The sequence below is a fragment of the Alicycliphilus denitrificans genome (assembly GCF_044792555.1).
Lineage (GTDB): Bacteria > Pseudomonadota > Gammaproteobacteria > Burkholderiales > Burkholderiaceae_C > Alicycliphilus > Alicycliphilus denitrificans_A.
Map to the genome: position 1 here is coordinate 650,120 of NZ_CP126238.1, position 18,072 is coordinate 668,191.

16 protein-coding genes are annotated in these 18,072 nt (G+C 68.8%); all 16 read left to right on the forward strand.

The window, feature by feature from the left end:
- Nucleotides 1-75: 75 nt before the first annotated feature.
- The 16 genes from P7644_RS03090 (at nucleotide 76) to P7644_RS03165 (ending at nucleotide 18,072) form a co-directional block, all read left to right on the forward strand.
- Complete coding sequence (locus tag P7644_RS03090) at nucleotides 76-561, forward strand: Lrp/AsnC family transcriptional regulator (RefSeq protein ID WP_404301540.1); 486 nt, start codon at nucleotides 76-78, stop codon at nucleotides 559-561.
- Nucleotides 562-703: 142 nt separating this feature from the next.
- Nucleotides 704-1,429: a GNAT family N-acetyltransferase gene (locus tag P7644_RS03095; protein ID WP_404301541.1), complete on the forward strand. Its 726-nt coding sequence runs from the start codon at nucleotides 704-706 to the stop codon at nucleotides 1,427-1,429.
- Nucleotides 1,430-1,517: 88 nt separating this feature from the next.
- On the forward strand, nucleotides 1,518-2,399 hold the full coding sequence (locus tag P7644_RS03100) for an HlyC/CorC family transporter (protein WP_404301542.1): 882 nt from the start codon (nucleotides 1,518-1,520) through the stop codon (nucleotides 2,397-2,399).
- Entirely contained in the window at nucleotides 2,399-3,985 is a 1,587-nt protein-coding gene (lnt, locus tag P7644_RS03105; RefSeq protein ID WP_404301543.1) for an apolipoprotein N-acyltransferase, read from the forward strand. Before P7644_RS03100 ends, lnt begins: the two co-directional genes overlap by 1 nt.
- 110 nt (nucleotides 3,986-4,095) lie before the next feature.
- Nucleotides 4,096-4,617, forward strand: a complete 522-nt coding sequence (gene fabA / locus P7644_RS03110; RefSeq protein WP_404301544.1) for a bifunctional 3-hydroxydecanoyl-ACP dehydratase/trans-2-decenoyl-ACP isomerase — start codon at nucleotides 4,096-4,098, stop codon at nucleotides 4,615-4,617.
- Nucleotides 4,614-5,837, forward strand: coding sequence for a beta-ketoacyl-ACP synthase I (gene fabB, locus P7644_RS03115; protein WP_404301545.1), 1,224 nt, complete (start codon nucleotides 4,614-4,616; stop codon nucleotides 5,835-5,837). The genes fabA and fabB overlap by 4 nt, the downstream gene beginning before the upstream one ends.
- Before the next feature lie 161 nt (nucleotides 5,838-5,998).
- Nucleotides 5,999-7,234 (forward strand): 3-methyl-2-oxobutanoate dehydrogenase (2-methylpropanoyl-transferring) subunit alpha, encoded by a 1,236-nt coding sequence (locus P7644_RS03120; protein WP_404301546.1) that lies wholly within the window; start codon nucleotides 5,999-6,001, stop codon nucleotides 7,232-7,234.
- A 3-nt stretch (nucleotides 7,235-7,237) separates the two neighbouring features.
- Nucleotides 7,238-8,278 carry an alpha-ketoacid dehydrogenase subunit beta gene (locus tag P7644_RS03125; RefSeq protein WP_404301547.1) on the forward strand — a complete coding sequence of 347 codons (1,041 nt, stop codon included), beginning with the start codon at nucleotides 7,238-7,240 and terminating at the stop codon, nucleotides 8,276-8,278.
- A 4-nt stretch (nucleotides 8,279-8,282) separates the two neighbouring features.
- On the forward strand, nucleotides 8,283-9,575 hold the full coding sequence (locus tag P7644_RS03130; RefSeq protein WP_404301548.1) for a dihydrolipoamide acetyltransferase family protein: 1,293 nt from the start codon (nucleotides 8,283-8,285) through the stop codon (nucleotides 9,573-9,575).
- A 16-nt stretch (nucleotides 9,576-9,591) separates the two neighbouring features.
- Nucleotides 9,592-10,989 carry a dihydrolipoyl dehydrogenase gene (gene lpdA / locus P7644_RS03135; protein ID WP_404301549.1) on the forward strand — a complete coding sequence of 466 codons (1,398 nt, stop codon included), beginning with the start codon at nucleotides 9,592-9,594 and terminating at the stop codon, nucleotides 10,987-10,989.
- 170 nt (nucleotides 10,990-11,159) lie between these two features.
- Nucleotides 11,160-12,479, forward strand: a complete 1,320-nt coding sequence (locus P7644_RS03140; protein ID WP_404301550.1) for a c-type cytochrome — start codon at nucleotides 11,160-11,162, stop codon at nucleotides 12,477-12,479.
- A 135-nt stretch (nucleotides 12,480-12,614) separates the two neighbouring features.
- Entirely contained in the window at nucleotides 12,615-13,553 is a 939-nt protein-coding gene (gene glyQ, locus P7644_RS03145) for a glycine--tRNA ligase subunit alpha (protein WP_404301551.1), read from the forward strand.
- Between the two features lie 180 nt (nucleotides 13,554-13,733).
- Nucleotides 13,734-15,893 carry a glycine--tRNA ligase subunit beta gene (glyS, locus tag P7644_RS03150; protein ID WP_404301552.1) on the forward strand — a complete coding sequence of 720 codons (2,160 nt, stop codon included), beginning with the start codon at nucleotides 13,734-13,736 and terminating at the stop codon, nucleotides 15,891-15,893.
- A gap of 13 nt (nucleotides 15,894-15,906) precedes the next feature.
- On the forward strand, nucleotides 15,907-16,500 hold the full coding sequence (locus P7644_RS03155; protein ID WP_404301553.1) for a hypothetical protein: 594 nt from the start codon (nucleotides 15,907-15,909) through the stop codon (nucleotides 16,498-16,500).
- A gap of 169 nt (nucleotides 16,501-16,669) precedes the next feature.
- A complete protein-coding gene (gene gmhB / locus P7644_RS03160; RefSeq protein ID WP_404301554.1) occupies nucleotides 16,670-17,245 on the forward strand; it encodes a D-glycero-beta-D-manno-heptose 1,7-bisphosphate 7-phosphatase in 576 nt (191 codons plus the stop codon).
- A gap of 89 nt (nucleotides 17,246-17,334) precedes the next feature.
- Nucleotides 17,335-18,072 (forward strand): lysophospholipid acyltransferase family protein, encoded by a 738-nt coding sequence (locus tag P7644_RS03165; RefSeq protein WP_404301555.1) that lies wholly within the window; start codon nucleotides 17,335-17,337, stop codon nucleotides 18,070-18,072.

The window sequence follows — 18,072 nt, forward strand, 5'->3', positions numbered from 1 at the left end:
CCGGTGCGCAGGAATGTTGCGCAACGTCAATGCAATGTGCAGCCATTTGGCGTTAGCTGATTAGAATTTGCCGTCATGAGCGAACGCCTTGCTGCCCTGGACAAACTCGACCGCGCCATCCTGCGCCGCCTGCAGGACAACGGCCGCGAGACCTACGACCTGATCGGCGAGCAGGTGGGCCTGTCGCCCAGCGCCGTGCTGCGCCGCGCCAAGCGGCTGGAGGAAGAGGGTGTGATCGACCGCTACGTGGCCCTGGTACGGCCCGAGCGCGTGGGCCTGGGGCTGACCGCCTACCTGAACGTGCGCCTGGAAAAGCACACCGAGAACCACAAGCGCAATCCCATGGACCTGTTCCGTGCCAGCGTGCAGACCTGGCCCGAGGTGGTGGAATGCGCGGCGCTGACCGGCGAGATGGACTACCTGCTGCGCGTGGTGGTGGCCGACATGGCGCACTACAGCCGCTTCATCATGGACACGCTGCTCAAGCACCCCAGCGTGCAGGACTGCAAGACCAGCTTCGTGCTGGACCGGGTCAAGGCCACCACGGCGCTGCCGGTGTGACTTTCATAATGAGAGCTTCAGCCGCTTATTTGACGGGCCTTATGGCCTTTTTCTATCCAAAAACCAAAAGCCCTGATTTTTTTGTTGCATTGCAGCAAATGTGCAGCGGAAACCTAGGGAAAACCCTAGAATCCACTGCATCATGCTTCCAACCAACAACTGGCTCCGCGCCTGCCTGGATTCCGGGCGGCATATGCTGCGCCCCGCCGCGCGGCCTGTTCACCGAGGTTTTGCCATGAGCACCGTGATGGTTCCCGTACGCGCGCTGGGCGCGCAACACCGCGAGCGCATTGCCACGCATCTGCTGGCCCTGGGCGAGCGCGACCGTTACCTGCGCTTTGGCTACACCGCCAGCGACGAGCAGGTGCGCCGCTACGTGGAGCTGCTGGACTTCGAGCGCGACGAGGTGTTCGGCATCTTCAACCGCCGCCTGCAGCTCATCGCCATGGCCCATGTGGCCTTTGCCCCGACCGATGACTACCACAGCTGCGCCGAGTTCGGCGTCTCGGTGCTGGCGAGCGCGCGCGGGCGCGGCTATGGCGGACGGCTGTTCGAGCGCGCCGTGATGCTGGCGCGCAACCGCGGCGTGCGCATGATGTTCATCCACGCGCTGACCGAGAACACGGCCATGCTCAGGATCGCGCGCAGCGCTGGTGCCAGGGTGCGCCAGGAGGGCTCGGAGTCCGAAGCCTATCTGCAGCTGCCGCCCGCCGGCCTGGACACGCGCGTGTCCGAGATCGTGGCCGAGCAGTTCGCCGAGGTGGACTACCAGCTCAAGAAGCAGGCACGCCAGTTCTGGAGCCTGCTGGCCGACATGCAGGAGATCCGCCAGGGCGTGCGCGACGGGCGCCACCAGGCGGCCGAGTAGGCGGCGCCCAGCGCCGGCGCGGATCTCGGCCGGGGCGATCCGCTATCCTTGGGGCCTGCTCAACCACCGCAAGTCCTGCAACCGCCCCGTGTCCGACCCCTATCCTGCGCGCCCGCCTGCCAGGCAAGACAAGCGTACGCTGTTGCAGCGCCTTGTCGAGTTCATCAACCCGGGGCCGGACTCCACCGCCGAGCTCATCGCCACGCTGGCCGAGGCCGAGGACAACCAGGTCATCAACAACGACGCGCGCGTGATGCTCGAGCGCGTGCTGCGCATGGCCGAGATGACGGCGGCCGACGTGCTGGTGCCCGCGCCGCGCATGGACATGCTGGACATCGACGCGCCGCTGGACGCCCTCATGCACCAGGTGCTGCGCACGGCGCACTCGCGCTTTCCGGTGTACCAGGGCGAGCGCGAGCACATCATCGGCATCCTGCTGGCCAAGGACCTGCTCAAGCTCTGGCGCTCGCCCGAGCTGAGCATACGCACCCTGGTGCGCCCCGCGCTGTTCGTGCCCGAGAGCAAGGGCCTGCACGCGCTCGAGCGCGAGTTCCGCAGCACGCGCAACCACATGGCCATCGTCATCGACGAGTTCGGCCGCATCGCCGGCCTGGTGACCTTCGAGGACGTGATCGAGCAGATCGTGGGCGAGATCGAGGACGAATTCGACATTCATGAGGACGAGGGCGACATCTTCGGCCTGGCCGACCACAGCTACCGCGTGAGCGGCGACACCCCCTTGGAGCGCGTGGCCGAGGCCTTCGAGGTGCAGCTGCACGCCAGCGACCCGGATGAGCATTTCGACACCATAGGCGGCCTGATCACGCACGAGTTGGGCCGCATGCCGCGCAAGGGCGAGGCCGTGGTGCTGGGCGGCCTCAGGTTCGTGGTGCTGCACACCAAGGGCGGTACGGTGCGCTGGTTCAAGGTCACGCCGGCAGAGGCGGACGCGGCGCCAGCCGAATCTTGATGAGCGCCTTTTTTTCTGAGGCCCCGGCGCCAAGCCACGGGCCGCGGCCCTGGCTGCTGGCCCTGGCGGCGGGACTGGCGCAGGCCGCGTCCCTGGCCTGGCCCTGGGGCGGGCAGCCGCTGTGGTGGCTGCAGATCCTGTCGTTGGCGCTGCTGGGGCATGTGCTGCTGGGCGCGGGCGGCGCGCGCCGCGCGGCCGCCCTGGGCTGGTTGTTTGCCACGGCCTGGCTGGCCGGCACCTTCTGGTGGCTGTTCATCTCCATGCATACCTACGGCGGCCTGGCAGCGCCGCTGGCGGTGCTGGCGGTGCTGGCGCTGGCCGCCTTCCTGGGCAGTTACTATGCAGCTGTTTCAGCATATTTCTGGCTTGTAAGGCCCTCCGGTAAAGCGTTAACAGCTATTCTTTTTGCATTTTTGTGGCTGCTGGCGGAGCTGGCGCGCGGGCAATGGTGGACGGGCTTTCCCTGGGGCGCGGGCGGCTACGCCCATGTCGAAGGGCCGCTGGCCGTGCTGGCGCGCAGCGTGGGCGTGTATGGCGTGGGCTGTGTGGCGGCGGCTCTGGCCATGGGCCTGGCGCAGTGGCGCGCCCGTGACCTGCGCCGCCGCAGCTGCTGGGCGCTGCTGGCGCTGCTGGCGGCGGCGTGGGCCGGCCTGGCGGTGCAGCGCCACTGCGCCATCGAGGGTTGCGGGGCGCCCGCGCCCGCGCCCGTGCACGCGCCGCTGTCCCTGGCCCTGCTGCAGGGCAACATCCCGCAGGACGAAAAATTCCAGCCCGGCAGCGGCGTACCCATGGCGCTGCAGTGGTACCACGACCAGCTGCGCTCGGCCGAGGCCGCGCTGGTCGTGGCGCCCGAGACGGCCATACCGCTCTTGCCCCAGCAGCTCTCGCCCGGCTACCTGGACGCCGTTGCCGAGCGCTATACCAGGGCCAAAGGCACGCAGGCGCTGCTGCTGGGCATGCCGCTGGGCAGCCTGGAGCTGGGCTACACCAACTCGGTGCTGGGTTTTGCGCCGGCTGAGCAGCAGCCCTACCGCTACGACAAGCACCACCTGGTGCCGTTCGGCGAATTCATACCGCCGCTGTTCCGCTGGTTCACCGAGATGATGAACATTCCCCTGGGCGACTTCAACCGCGGTGCGGTGGGCCAGCCCTCGCTGGTTTGGGGCGGCGAGCGCATCGCCCCCAACATCTGCTACGAGGACTTGTTCGGCGAGGAGCTGGGTGCGCGCTTTCGCGACGCGGCAAGCAGCCCGACCATCATGGTCAACCTGAGCAACATCGGCTGGTTTGGCGACACCGTGGCCATCGACCAGCACCTGGCCATCAGCCGCCTGCGCGCGCTGGAGTTCGAGCGCCCCATGCTGCGCGCCACCAACACCGGCGCCACGGCCGTCATCGACCACCGCGGCCGGGTCACGCACCGCCTGCCCGCCTACCAGCGCGGCGTGCTGCGCGCCCAGGTGCAGGGGCGGGGCGGCGCCGTCACGCCCTATGCCTGGTGGGTGGCGCGCCTGGGGCTGGCGCCGCTGTGGGCGCTGGGCCTGGCCGTGGCCGCCGCCGCCTGGCTCTTGCGCCGCAGGCGGTAAAGGGCGATCCCTTGACCCGGGTTCTGCGGCCGGGCGCGCAGGACACTGGATAATGAGCGCTTTCGCGGCGGCGGCGATGTCCGGCCGATTTACAACCAGCAAACTAGACAATGGCTGATTCCTTTTCCTACGAACAACTGATAGCTTCCGGCGAGGGCCGGTTGTTCACCCCCGACAGCGGGCGCCTGCCCCTGCCGCCCATGCTGATGTTCGACCGCATTACGCATATCGACGCCGACGGCGGCGCGCATGGGCTCGGAAAGATCGTGGCCGAGCTGGATGTCAGGCCCGACCTATGGTTCTTCGCCTGCCATTTCCAGGGCGACCCGGTCATGCCCGGCTGCCTGGGGCTCGATGCCATGTGGCAGCTGATCGGCTTCTACCTGACCTGGCTGCGCCTGCCGGGCCGGGGCCGCGCTCTTGGAGCCGGCGAGGTCAAGTTCACCGGCGAGGTCGGCCCGGATGTCAAGCTGGTGCGCTACGAGATCGACATTAAGCGCGTCATCAAGCGCAAGCTGAACATGGCCATCGGCGATGCGCGCCTCTTGGCCGACGGCAAGGAAATCTACGTGGCCAACGACCTGCGCGTGGGGCTGTTCCTGCGCGAGGAAGGGGCAAAGGAAGCAGCATGAGCAAGAAGCGCGTCGTCATCACGGGCGCAGGCATCGTGTCCTGCATCGGCAACGACCTGGATGCGGTCGAGGCCTCGCTGCGCCAGGGCAAGAGCGGCATCCGCGCGGTGGAAAAATTCACCGAGCTGGGCCTGCGCAGCCAGGTCGGCGGCTGGCCCGAGATCGACATCGAGGCGCGCATCGACCGCAAGCAGCTGCGCTTCATGGGCGACGCCGCGGCCTATGCGCAGATCGCGCTGGAAGATGCCATCCGGCAGGCCGGCCTCACGCCAAGCCAAGTCAGCCATCCGCGCACCGGCCTGATCATGGGTTCGGGCGGCGGCTCGCCGGCGAACCAGATCGAGGCCGCCGACACCCTGCGCGAGAAGGGCATCCGCCGCGTCGGCCCGTACCAGGTCACACGCTGCATGAGCAGCACGGTGTCGGCCTGCCTGGCGACCAACTTCAAGGTCAAGGGCATCAACTACTCCATCACCTCGGCCTGCTCCACCTCCGCGCACTGCATAGGCGCGGCGGCGCAGCAGATCGCCTGGGGCCTGCAGGACGTGATGTTCGCCGGCGGCGGCGAAGAGCTGTCCTGGGGCATGGCCCTGCTGTTCGACGGCATGGGGGCGATGTCCAGCAAGTACAACGCCACGCCCGAGAAGGCCTCGCGCGCCTACGACGCCAACCGCGACGGCTTCGTCATCGGCGGCGGCGGCGGCGCCGTGGTGCTGGAGAGCCTGGAGCACGCTTTGGGACGAGGCGCGACCATCCTGGCCGAGGTGGTCGGCTTTGGCGCCACCAGCGACGGCGAGGACATGGTCGCACCCTCGGGCGACGGCGCCATTGCCTGCATGCGGCAGGCCATGGAAGGCTTGGCCGGCCCCATCGACTACATCAACACCCACGGCACCTCCACCCCCGTGGGCGACATGCAGGAAGTGCGCGCCATGCAGGCGGTGTTCGGCGACCAGGTGCCACCGTTCTCCAGCACCAAGTCGCTCACCGGCCACTCGCTGGGCGCCACCGGCGTGCAGGAGGCGATCTACTGCCTGATCATGCTGCAAAAGGGCTTCATCGCCGGCTCGGTGAACGTCGAGACGCCGGACCCGCTGCTGGGCGACATGCCCCTGGTCACCACGAGCCGCGACGCCGAGCTGACCCAGGTGCTGTCCAACAGCTTCGGCTTTGGCGGCACCAATGCTTCGCTGGTGCTGCGCCGCTGGCAGGGCCATTGATCCCCGGGTTATCCCGGTAAAAAGCAGGGGCCCTCGCGGCCCCTCTGCGTTTTAGAATCCACGGCAGCGCCTCGGCGCTCCAGGGACAGGGCGCCATGATCTGGCGCCCTGTCCTGTTCCTAACTATGCGTCCGACACAATCTGGCGCAAGGAGATCGTGGATGACCCCGCACACAGCCTTACGGCTGCATGTGCCCGAGCCTACTGGCAGGCCGGGCTGCAGCACCGACTTCTCGTACCTCAGCATCTCCCCTGCAGGCAGCGTACGCAAACCCCCCACCGACACCGCTCCCGGCGACACCGCAGACCTGGCGACCAGCCTGGTGCGCGTGCTCGACGATGAGGGCAGGGCCTGCGGCCCCTGGGCCCCGGCCATGCATCCCGAGCGCCTGCGCCGCGGCCTGCGCGCGATGATGAAGACGCGCATCTTCGATGCCCGCATGCTGCTCGCGCAGCGCCAGAAAAAGCTGTCGTTCTACATGCAATGCCTGGGTGAGGAGGCGATCGCCGTGGCCCATTCCATGGCGCTGCAGGACGGCGACATGTGCTTTCCCACCTACCGCCAGCAGGGCCTGCTGCTGGCGCGCGACGACATCTCGCTGGTGGAGATGATCTGCCAGCTCATGAGCAACCAGCGCGACCCGATCAAGGGGCGCCAGCTGCCGGTGATGTACTCGTACAAGCGCGCCGGCTTCTTCTCCATCTCCGGCAACCTGGCCACCCAGGTGCCCCAGGCCGTGGGCTGGGCCATGGCCTCCGCCATCAAGGGCGATACGAAGATCGCCTCCGCCTGGATCGGCGACGGCTCCACGGCCGAGAGCGACTTCCATACCGCGCTGACCTTCGCCCATGTGTACCGCGCGCCGGTGATCATCAACGTGGTCAACAACCAGTGGGCCATCTCCACCTTCCAGGCCATTGCCGGCGGCGAGGGCACGACCTTTGCCCAGCGCGGCGTGGGCGTGGGCATTGCGTCGCTGCGCGTCGATGGCAACGACTTCCTGGCCGTCTATGCCGCCTCGCAATGGGCGGCCGAGCGCGCGCGCAGCAACTGCGGCCCCACGCTGATCGAGTGGGAGACCTACCGCGCCGGGCCGCACTCCACCTCGGACGACCCCTCCAAATACCGCCCGGCCGACGATTGGCAGCGCTTCCCTCTGGGCGACCCGATAGAGCGCCTGAAGAAGCACCTGATCGCCATCGGCGAGTGGAGCGAGGCGCAGCACGAGGCCGCCCAGAGGGAGCTGGAGGCCGAGGTCGTCGCCGCGCAGAAGGAGGCCGAGCGCCACGGCTCGCTGCTCGATGGCCGCGTGCCCAGCGCCGCGACCATGTTCGACGATGTGTACAAGGACATGCCGGAGCACCTGCGCCGGCAGCGTCAGCAGATGGGGGTGTAAGCCATGGCAGAACAGAGCAAAGACCAGGGCAGCGTCCCCATGACCATGATCGCCGCGCTGCGTTCGGGCCTGGATGTGATGATGGGCCGCGACGACAACGTCATCGTCTACGGCGAGGACGTGGGCTACTTCGGCGGCGTGTTCCGTGTCACCGAAGGGCTGCAGGCCAAGTACGGCAAGACGCGCTGCTTCGACGCGCCGATCAGCGAATCGGGCATCGTCGGCACGGCCATCGGCATGGCGGCCTATGGCTTGAAGCCCGTGGTGGAGATCCAGTTCGCCGACTACTTCTACCCCGCCACCGACCAGATCGTCTCCGAGGCGGCGCGCCTGCGCCACCGCTCGGCCGGGGATTTTTCCGCCCCGATGGTGATCCGCATGCCCTGCGGCGGCGGCATCTACGGCGGGCAGACGCACAGCCAGAGCCCCGAGGCCTTCTTCACCCATGTCTGTGGCCTGCGCACCGTCATGCCCAGCAACCCGTATGACGCCAAGGGCCTGCTGATCTCGTCTATCGAGTGCGAGGACCCGGTGATCTTCCTGGAGCCCAAGCGCCTGTACAACGGCCCGTTCGACGGCCACCACGACAAGCCGGTCGTGCCCTGGTCCAAGCACGACATGGGCCGCGTGCCCGAGGGCTACTACCGGGTGCCGCTGGACAAGGCGGCCATCTTCCGCACCGGCAAGGCGGTGACGGTGCTGACCTACGGCACCATGGTCTGGGTCAGCGATGCGGCCGCGCGCGAGGCCGGCGTGGACGCCGAGATCATCGACCTGCGCAGCCTCTGGCCGCTGGACCTGGACACCATTCTCGAGTCGGTGAAGAAAACCGGCCGCTGCGTGGTGGTGCACGAGGCCACGCGCACCAGCGGCTTCGGTGCCGAGCTCGCCGCGCTGGTGCAGGAGCATTGCTTCTACCACCTGGAGGCCCCCATCGAACGCGTGACGGGCTGGGACACCCCCTATCCGCACGCCCAGGAATGGGCCTATTTCCCCGGGCCGGCGCGTGTTGCCGAAGCCCTGAAACGCGCAGTGGAGGGCTGAAGCCATGGGTATTTATGTGATCCGCGTGCCCGACATTGGCGAGGGCATTGCCGAAGTGGAACTGGTGACCTGGAACGTGCAGCCGGGCGACAGCGTGGCCGAAGACCAGCACCTGGCCGACGTCATGACCGACAAGGCCACGGTCGAGGTGCCTTCGCCCATCGCGGGCAAGGTGATCGCGCTGGGCGGCGCCGTGGGCCAGGTCATGGCCGTGGGTGCCGAGCTGGTGCGCCTGGAGGTCGAGGGCGAAGGAAATTTGAAAGAAAATTCGGCTCCAGCGCCCGCCAGCCAAGCGGTAAAAGCTACTGTTTCAATAGCTGTAACGGCGCCTGCCCCGGTGGCGCCCGCACCCAAGGCCGCCCCCGCGCCCGTGCACAGCAGCGCCGCAGCCCCGCGCGCGGCCGCCGCCCTGCGCAAGGAGGGCGAGCGCCCGCTGGCCTCGCCGTCGGTGCGCCGGCGTGCGCTGGACTTAGGGCTAGACCTGCGCCTGGTCCACGGCAGCGGCCCGGCCGGCCGCATCGCGCACCACGACCTGGACGCCTTTGCCGCCGGCGGTGGCCAGGCCCAGGCCGCGGGCGGCGCGCAGTATGTCGAGCGCCATGGCGAGGAGCAGATCCCCGTCATCGGCCTGCGCCGCAAGATCGCGCAGAAGATGCAGGAGGCCAAGCGCCGCATTCCGCATTTCAGCTACGTGGAAGAGGTGGACGTGACCGAGCTGGAGGCCCTGCGCCAGCGCCTCAACCAGATCCACGGCGTGACGCGCGGCAAGCTCACGCTGCTGCCCTTCCTGGCGCGCGCCATGGTGCTGGCCCTGCGCGATTTCCCGCAGATCAACGCCCGCTACGACGACGAGGCGGGCCATGTCACGCGCTACGAGGCCGTGCACCTGGGCGTGGCCACGCAGACCGACGCCGGCCTGATGGTGCCCGTGCTGCGCCACGCCGAAAGCCTGGACCTGTGGGCCTGCGCCGCCGGCATCGCGCGCGTGGCCGAGGGCGCGCGCACGGGCAAGGCCCCGCGCGAGGAGCTGACGGGCTCGACCATCACCCTGACCAGCCTGGGCCCCCTGGGCGGCATCGTCAGCACCCCGGTGATCAACCACCCCGAGGTGGCCATCGTGGGCGTGAACCGCATGGTCGAGCGCCCCATGCTGCGGGGTGGCCAGGTGGTGGCGCGCCAGCTCATGAACCTGTCGTCCTCGTTCGACCACCGCGTGGTCGACGGCATGGACGCGGCGCGGTTCATCCAGGCCATGCGCGCCCTGCTGGAAACCCCGGCGCTGCTGTTTGTCGAGTGAGGTGGGAGAACTGAACATGAAAGAAGTGACAACCAAGCTGCTGGTCATAGGCGGCGGCCCCGGCGGCTATGTGGCGGCGATACGCGCCGGCCAGCTGGGCGTTCCCACCATGCTGGTCGAGGGCGCGAGCCTGGGCGGCACCTGCCTGAACATTGGCTGCATCCCGTCCAAGGCCCTCATCCACGCGGCCGAGGCGTTCGAGCGCGCGCGCCACCAGGCGGCGGGCTCGCCGCTGGGCATACGCGTCGCCGACCCGCAGATCGACATCGCGCAGACCGTGCGCTGGAAGGACGGCATCGTCACGCGCCTCACCGGCGGCGTGGGTGCGCTCTTGCGCAAGGCGGGCGTGCAGGTCGTCAAGGGCTGGGCGCAGGTCGAGGACGGCAAGACCGTCACCGTCAAGCCGCATGAGGGCGAGCCGCTGCGCATACGCTGCGAGCATCTGCTGCTGGCCACGGGCTCCACGCCCGTGGAGCTGCCCAGCATGCCGTTCGGCGGCGCGATCTGGTCCTCCACCGATGCGCTCTCGCCCGACCTGCTGCCCAAACGCCTGGTGGTCGTCGGCGCAGGCTACATCGGCCTGGAGCTGGGCATCGCCTACCGCAAGCTGGGCGTGGAGGTGACGGTGGTCGAGGCCGCGCAGCGCGTGCTGCCCAGCTACGACGAAGAGCTGACCCAGCCCGTGCTCGAAGCCCTGCGCAAGAGCGGCATCGTGCTGCACCTGGGCTGCAGCGTGCAGGGCTGGGACGCCGAGCATGGCGTGCATGTGCGCAACGACGCCCGCGCCGAGGACTTCGCGCTGCCGGCCGAGCGCGTGCTCGTCGCCGTGGGCCGCAGGCCGCACACCGCGGGCTTCGGGCTCGAATCACTGCAGCTGGACATGGCCGGGCGCCATGTGGCCATCGATATGCATTGCCGCACCTCCATGCGCAATGTCTGGGCCATTGGCGACGTGACCGGCGAGCCCATGCTAGCGCACCGCGCCATGGCGCAGGGCGAATGCGTGGCCGAGCAGATCGCGGGCCGGAACCGGCGCTTCGAGCCCATGGCCATTCCCGCCGTGTGCTTCACCGACCCCGAGGTGGTGGTGGTGGGCAAGACGCCGGGCGAGGCGCGCGCCGCGGGCATCGACTGCATAGACGCCGCCTTCCCCTTCGCCGCCAACGGCCGCGCCATGACGCTGGAGGCCACCGGCGGCTTCGTGCGCGTGGTGGCGCGCAAGGATAACCACCTGATCCTCGGCTGGCAGGCCGTGGGCCAGGGCGTGGCCGAGCTGGCCGCGGCCTTCGGCCAGTCCATGGAAATGGGCGCGCGGCTCGAAGACGTGGGCCATACCATCCACGCCCACCCCACGTTGGGCGAGGCGGTGCAGGAGGCAGCGCTCAAGGCGCTGGGGCAGGCGCTGCACATCTGAGCTGAGTGCCTGGGGCCGCAACCGCAGCACCCGGATGCGGCCCTTTCTGTCCGGCCTTCGCCGGCGCCGGCGGGAACGCGAAAACCTGCGGCTCCATCCAATGCAGGCCAGGGCGGTGCCATGCCGCAGCGCCCTGGCTTTTGCACTGGCCTATGCATCAAGGAGCCAACATGCGCCAACCTCATCTCACCGGAAAACTTCGTGCCCGGCGTGCCATCTGCGCACCCTTGCTCTCGGGAACTCTTGTGGCTACGGCCGTCGGGCTGGCGGCCTGTGGTGGCGGTGGCGGACATCCCGACGACACGCTGGTCAGCGTGCCGCAAGATCCGGCACTGGTCGCCAAGGGCCAGGAAATCTTTCGCTACGAGACCTTTGGCGATGAGGCCAAGTGGACCGACCAGCTGCAGATGCACAAGGTCGTCGCCACGATAGACCCGCTGACGGCCGCCGGCGTGGGGCTGAAGATCGACGCCGACGCACTGCCGGCGCAGGTCGTCCAGGGCGTTGTGGACGGCAGCATCCGGCTCGACGATCCGCAGACCACGCTGGCGCTGCTCAGCCTCAATGCCGTCGTTGGCGCCAAGGGCGAGGTCGTCAAGAACGCCGAGGGCAGGCTGGAGCTCAAGCGCTTCGGCATCACCTGCGCGCTGTGCCACTCCACGGTCTCCAAGGACGTGCATGTGCTGGCGGGTGGCAAGACCGATCTGGCGGGCATCGTCGGCCGCCGGCTCGACGGCTGGCCCAACCGCGAGCTGAACCCGGGGGCCATCATTGCGCTGTCTCCCGTGCTGGACGAGGCCAGCGTCAAGCTGCTCAACAGCTGGGGGCCGGGCAAATACGACGCGCGCTGGAACTTTGACGGCAAGAGCAACCCCACGGTGATCCCGCCCGCCTATGGCCTGTCCGCGCTCAAGAAGGCCATCTTCACGGGCGACGGCGATGTGGAGCATGAACCCGCGGGCCCCGTGGCCTACTGGAACCGCTACGTGAGCGTGACGCAGATGGGGGGCCAGGGCATGTTCTCCGACGCGCGCCTGCCCTGGGCCGTGGACAACACCCACGGCGGCAAGCTGCCCGACCTGGTGAGCGACAAGCTGCCCGCGCTGCAGGCCTACCAATACTCGCTGCAGGCGCCCGCCGCGCCCGCCGGGTCTTTTGATGTGGCGATGGCGCAACGCGGCAAGGCCTTGTTCAACGGCGCGGCCCGCTGCGCGAGCTGCCACACGGGCGCGCTGTTCACCGACGCCACGCGGGGCACGCTGCACGACAGAAGCGCGTCGGCGGCGCGGGACCTGGCGTATCTGGAACGCTCGGCCACCAAGCAGTGGCGCGTTTCGCCGCTGCGCGGCATCTGGCAGCACGCACCCTACTTTCACGATGGTTCGGCGGCGACGCTGGCCGATGTGGTCAACGCCTACGACAGCAAGGACGGGCTGGGCCTGTCGCAGGCCCAGAAGGTCGATCTGGTGGAATACTTGAAATCGCTCTGATCCTCCTTTGCGCGGGCAGCCATCGGCCCCGTCGGCCGGTGGCCAAGAGCCGCATGCAAGGCGGCGCCCTGTGGGCGCCTAAAATGCCCGGTTCGTGTGCGCCCCGCGGGCGCCACCTACCGGACATCCCCCGCCATGCTGACATTCCAACAAATCATCCTCACCCTGCAGAACTACTGGGCCGACCAGGGTTGCGCGCTCTTGCAACCCTATGACATGGAAGTGGGCGCAGGCACGTCGCATACAGCTACTTTTTTAAGAGCGATTGGCCCGGAACCCTGGAAGGCCGCCTACGTGCAGCCCAGCCGCCGCCCCAAGGATGGGCGCTACGGCGACAACCCCAACCGCCTGCAGCACTACTACCAGTACCAGGTGGTCCTGAAGCCCGCGCCGGCCAACATCCTGGAGCTGTACCTGGGCAGCCTCCAAGCGCTGGGCTTCGACCTGAAGAAGAACGACATCCGCTTTGTCGAGGACGATTGGGAGAACCCCACGCTGGGTGCCTGGGGTCTGGGCTGGGAGGTGTGGTTGAACGGCATGGAGGTGACCCAGTTCACCTACTTCCAGCAGGTCGCCGGCATCGACTGCAAGCCCGCCACGGGCGAGATCACCTACGGCCTGGAGCGCCTGGCCATGTACCTGCAGGGCGTGGACAACGTCTACAACCTGACCTGGACGGATGGTTTGAGCTACGGCGACGTGTACCACCAGAACGAGGTCGAGCAGTCCACCTACAACTTCGAGCATGCGGACGCCGAGTTCCTGTTCACCGCCTTTGGCGCGCACGAGAAACAGGCCCAGCACCTGATGGGCGAACGGCTGGCGCTGCCGGCCTACGAGCAGGTGCTCAAGGCCGCCCACACCTTCAACCTGCTGGATGCGCGCGGCGCCATCAGCGTGACCGAGCGCGCCGCCTACATCGCCCGCATCCGCAACCTGGCGCGCGCCGTGGGCAAGAGCTACCTGGACAGCCGCGCGCGCTTAGGGTTCCCCATGGCACCCCGGGCGCATGCCGACGAGGTGCTGGCCGAGCTGGCCAAGGCCGCCGAGCAGCAGCAGAAAAAGGCGGCGTGAGCCAGACTGCGCCCCGGTATTGCTCCCTCCCCCGCTGGGGGAGGGTAGGGGTGGGGGCCAGCGTCGCGTACCCTGCCCGCCAGCCCCCATCCCTGCCTTCCCCCAGAGGGGGAAGGAGGAAAACCAATAAAAAGGCCGCTAGCTAGTATCAGTCAAGCGCCAAAAGCTATCAAAGTTGCTATGAACACCGCCCCCCTGCTCGTTGAACTCTTCGTCGAAGAACTCCCCCCGAAGGCCCTGCAAAAACTCGGCGACGCCTTTGCCGGCGTGCTGCGCGAGCAGCTCGTCGCCCAGGGCCTGGCCGCACCCGATGCGCCGCTCACCGCCTACGCCTCGCCGCGCCGCCTGGCCGCGCATATCGGCGCCGTGCTGGCCCAGGCACCCGACAAGGCCCAGTCGCAAAAGCTCATGCCCGTGGCCGTGGGCCTGGCGGCCGACGGCCAGGCCACGCCCGCGCTGCTGAAAAAACTCGCCGCCCTCGGTGCCGATGCCGGCGCCGTGGCCGGCTTGAAGCGCGTGCATGACGGCAAGGCCGAGTTGCTGTACTACGAGAGCATCGCCCAGGGCGCGACGCTGGCCCAGGGCCTGCAGAAGGCGCTGGACGAGGCTATTCGCCTGCTGCCCATCCCCAAGGTCATGCGCTACCAGCTCGAAGACGGCTGGAGCAGCGTTAACTTCGTGCGCCCGGCGCATGGCCTGGTGGCGCTGCATGGCAGCCGCGTGGTGCCGGTGACGGCGCTCGGCCTCACCGCAGGCAACGCCACCCAGGGCCACCGCTTCGAGGCCGCCGTGCAGCCCGTGGTGATCCGCGATGCCGACGGCTACGCCGCGCAGCTGCGCGCAGAGGGCGCCGTGATCGCCGGCTTTGGCGAGCGCCGCGCCGAGATCGCGCGCCAGCTGCAGGCGGCGGCCGAAAAGATCGGCGGCGGCGTGCGCCCCATTGACGACGCGGCGCTGCTGGACGAGGTGACGGCCCTGGTGGAGCGCCCCAATGTGCTGGTCTGCGAGTTTGAAAAGGAGTTCCTGGCCGTGCCGCAGGAATGCCTGATCCTGACCATGAAGGCCAACCAGAAGTACTTTCCGCTGCTCGATGCCGACGGCAAGCTGACCCACCAGTTCCTCATCGTCAGCAACATCACGCCGCAGGACGCCGGCGCCGTGATCCAGGGCAACGAGCGCGTGGTGCGCCCGCGTCTGGCCGATGCCAAGTTCTTCTTCGACCAGGACCGCAAGAAAACCCTGGCCAGCCGCGTGCCCCAGCTGGCCAAGGTGGTCTATCACAACCAGCTCGGCACCCAGGGCGAGCGCGTGGAGCGCGTGCGCGCCATCGCCCAGGCCATCGGCGCGCAGCTGTTCGCCGCCCTGGCCGAGCGCCACGCCATCGACGGCACGCAGGACGCCGAGGTGGCGCAGGACTATCTGATGACCTGCGTGGACAACGCCGCCCTGCTGGCCAAGACCGACCTGGTGACCGACATGGTGGGCGAGTTCCCCGAGCTGCAGGGCATCATGGGCGGCTATTACGCCGTCAACGACGGCCTGCCCGACGATGTGGCCCAAGCCATCGAGGACCACTACAAGCCGCGCTTTGCCGGCGACAGCCTGCCGCGCCAGAACGTGGGCCTGGTGGTGGCCCTGGCGGACAAGCTGGAGACCCTGGTGGGCATGTTCGGCATCGGCAACCTGCCCACCGGCGACCGTGACCCGTTTGCGCTGCGCCGCCACGCGCTGGGCGTGATCCGCATGCTGGCCGAGCGCGACCTGCCGCTGTCCCTGCCGGCCCTGCTGGCTGCCGCCGTGCCGGCCTTTGGCGGCAAGATCGAGGACGCCAGCGCCCAGCTGCAGGACTTCCTCTACGAGCGCCTGGCCGGCTCCCTGCGCGAGCAGGGCTACAGCGCCCAGGAGGTCGATGCCGTGCTGGCCCTGCGCCCGCAGCGGCTGGGCCTGGTCGGCAGGCAGCTGGAGGCCGTGCGCGCCTTTGCCCGGCTGCCCGAGGCCCCGGCCCTGGCGGCGGCGAACAAGCGCGTCACGAATATCCTGAAAAAAGCCGACGCGGTGGACGCCCATGTCAACGCAGGCCTGCTGCAGGAGCAGGCCGAGCAGGATCTGTACGCCGCACTGCAGCGCTTCGTGCCCGAGGCGAATGCGCAGTTTGACGCGGGTGACTACACCGCCAGCCTGCAGACCCTGGCCGTGCTGCGTGCGCCGGTGGACGCCTTCTTTGACGACGTCATGGTCAACGCCGAGCAGCTGGACCTGCGCCTGAACCGCCATGGCCTGCTCAAGAGCCTGCACGAGGCCATGAACCGCGTGGCCGACCTGTCGCGCCTGGCGGTCTGAGTATGTGCCGGCGATGAGCACGCCCCCACCCCAGCCGCAGCGCGCGGCCTGGCTGGGATTCGCGCCCGTGGCCGCCTGGGTCGCCCTGCGCTGGGTGCTGTCCTGGCTGGACGAGCGCCAGCCCCCGCCAGCCGCCTGGGCGCTGGCGCCCTTTACCGGCACGCAAGACCCCTGGGCCTGGTTGCGCCCGCTGGGCGGCGTCATGGCCGCGCTGCTGGTGCTGGCGCTGCTGGCGCGCCGGCTGCAGCGGCGCCATGGCGCGGGGCTGCTCGGCCGCATGCTGGCCGTGGCCTGGGTGGCGCTGTGGCTCGTGGCCTGCGCGGCCCAGCTCATGGCCTGGCAGAACCGGCGCCAGCTTGCGCCGCAGCCGCCGCTGCTCGCCGAGCCCATCGGCCGGCACGCACAGCCGCCCTCGCTGCGCTCGCTGGGCGGCACGCTGTGGGTGCTGCGCGTGGCCGGCCAGGCCGATCTGCAGCAGGTGCTGGTGCCCGATGGCACGGGCGCCACGCCGCTGCAGCTGCACCAGCCACTGCGCCTGCACTGGGCGCGCGGGCGCTGGCATGGGCGCTACGTCACCGGCTGGGATATGCTGCAGCCAGCTCCTTGAGAGGCTGAGAAAAAATCCCCCATGCCCGCTTTGCACGCCATAACACCCCCACTCATCGTTGCAAATACTCGCCATAGCCCGAGCCATGGCTGCGTTTTGCGCCTCGATTGGGTGCGTTTTGGCGCGCCTCTCGGGCACGGTCAATTTATTCTCAGCCTCTGACCGCACCATGAAACTCGCCATCCTCGACCGCGACGGAACCCTCAACGCCCTGGGCGACGGCTTCATCGCCTCGCCCGACGACTGGACGCCGCTGCCCGGCGCGCTGGAGGCCGTGGCACGCCTGAACCATGCCGGCTGGCATGTGGTGCTGGCCACCAACCAGCCCGGCCTGGGCCGCGGCCTGTTCGACGCCCAGACCCTGGTGGCCATCCACGCCAAGATGCACCGCCAGCTCGCCGCCCTGGGCGGGCGCATTGACGCGGTGTTCTACTGCCCGCACGCCGAGGGCGATGCCTGCAGCTGCCGCAAGCCCGCGCCCGGCCTGATGCAGCAGATCAGCGAGCGCTACGGCGTGGAGGGCGACGAGATCCTGGCGGTCGGCAGCTGCCCGGCCCATCTGCAGGCCGCCGCCGCCCTGGGCGCGCAGCTGCACATGGTGTGCACCGGCCGCTCGGCCGATCTGGACCCGCGCCAGAGCCTGCCGCCGGGCTGGCCTGCCGGCACCCGCGCCCATGCCAGCCTGGGGGCGCTGGTGGACTCCATTGCACCGCAGGAGGGCACCGGTGCGCCGGCTGCCGTTTGAACCAACCGCGGGAATCAACCCCTGAATTGATAGCTGCCTGCGCTTGTACTATGGGCGCCAGAGGCGAAAAACACTGAAATATCCTGCACATGGCACTGATACGCTCCCTGGTCCACCTGCTGGTGATGATCGTCACCGTCATTCCCTACACCAGCGTCATCCTGCTGGTGCGCCTGCTCGGCGGCAGCCCCGCGGCGCGCTATCGCGTGGCGCGCGCCTGGCTGGCGCTGTGCGTGGACTCGGCGCGCTGGATCCTGGGCATGCGCACGCGCATCACCGGCATGGAGCATCTGCCGCAGGGCGCCGGACAGGGCGCGGTGCTGCTGGTCAAGCACCAGTCCGCGTTCGAGACCTTCCTCATGCCGGCCATCATGCCCCACCCCCTGGCCTATGTGTTCAAGAAGGAGCTGCTGCGCATCCCGTTCTTCGGCTGGTCCATCGGCAGCCTGGACATGATCCACATCGACCGCAGCCAGCGCTCGCGCGCCCTGGTGCATGTCATGAAGCGCGGCCGGCAGCTGCTCTCCCGGGGCACCTGGGTCATCATGTTCCCCGAGGGCACGCGCATGGCGCGCGGTGAAAAGGGCACTTACCAGGCCAGCGGCGCGCGCCTGGCCATCGAGGCCGGCGTGCCCGTCGTGCCCGTGGCCGTGACCTCGGCCAAATGCTGGCCGCGCAAGGCCTTCGTCAAGACGCCCGGCGTGGTCGATGTCTCCATTGGCCGGCCCATACCCACCCAGGGGCGCAAGTCCGACGAGCTGATGCGCGAGGTCGAGGACTGGATCGAGGCCGAGATGCGCCGCCTCGACCCCGAGGCCTATCGCTGA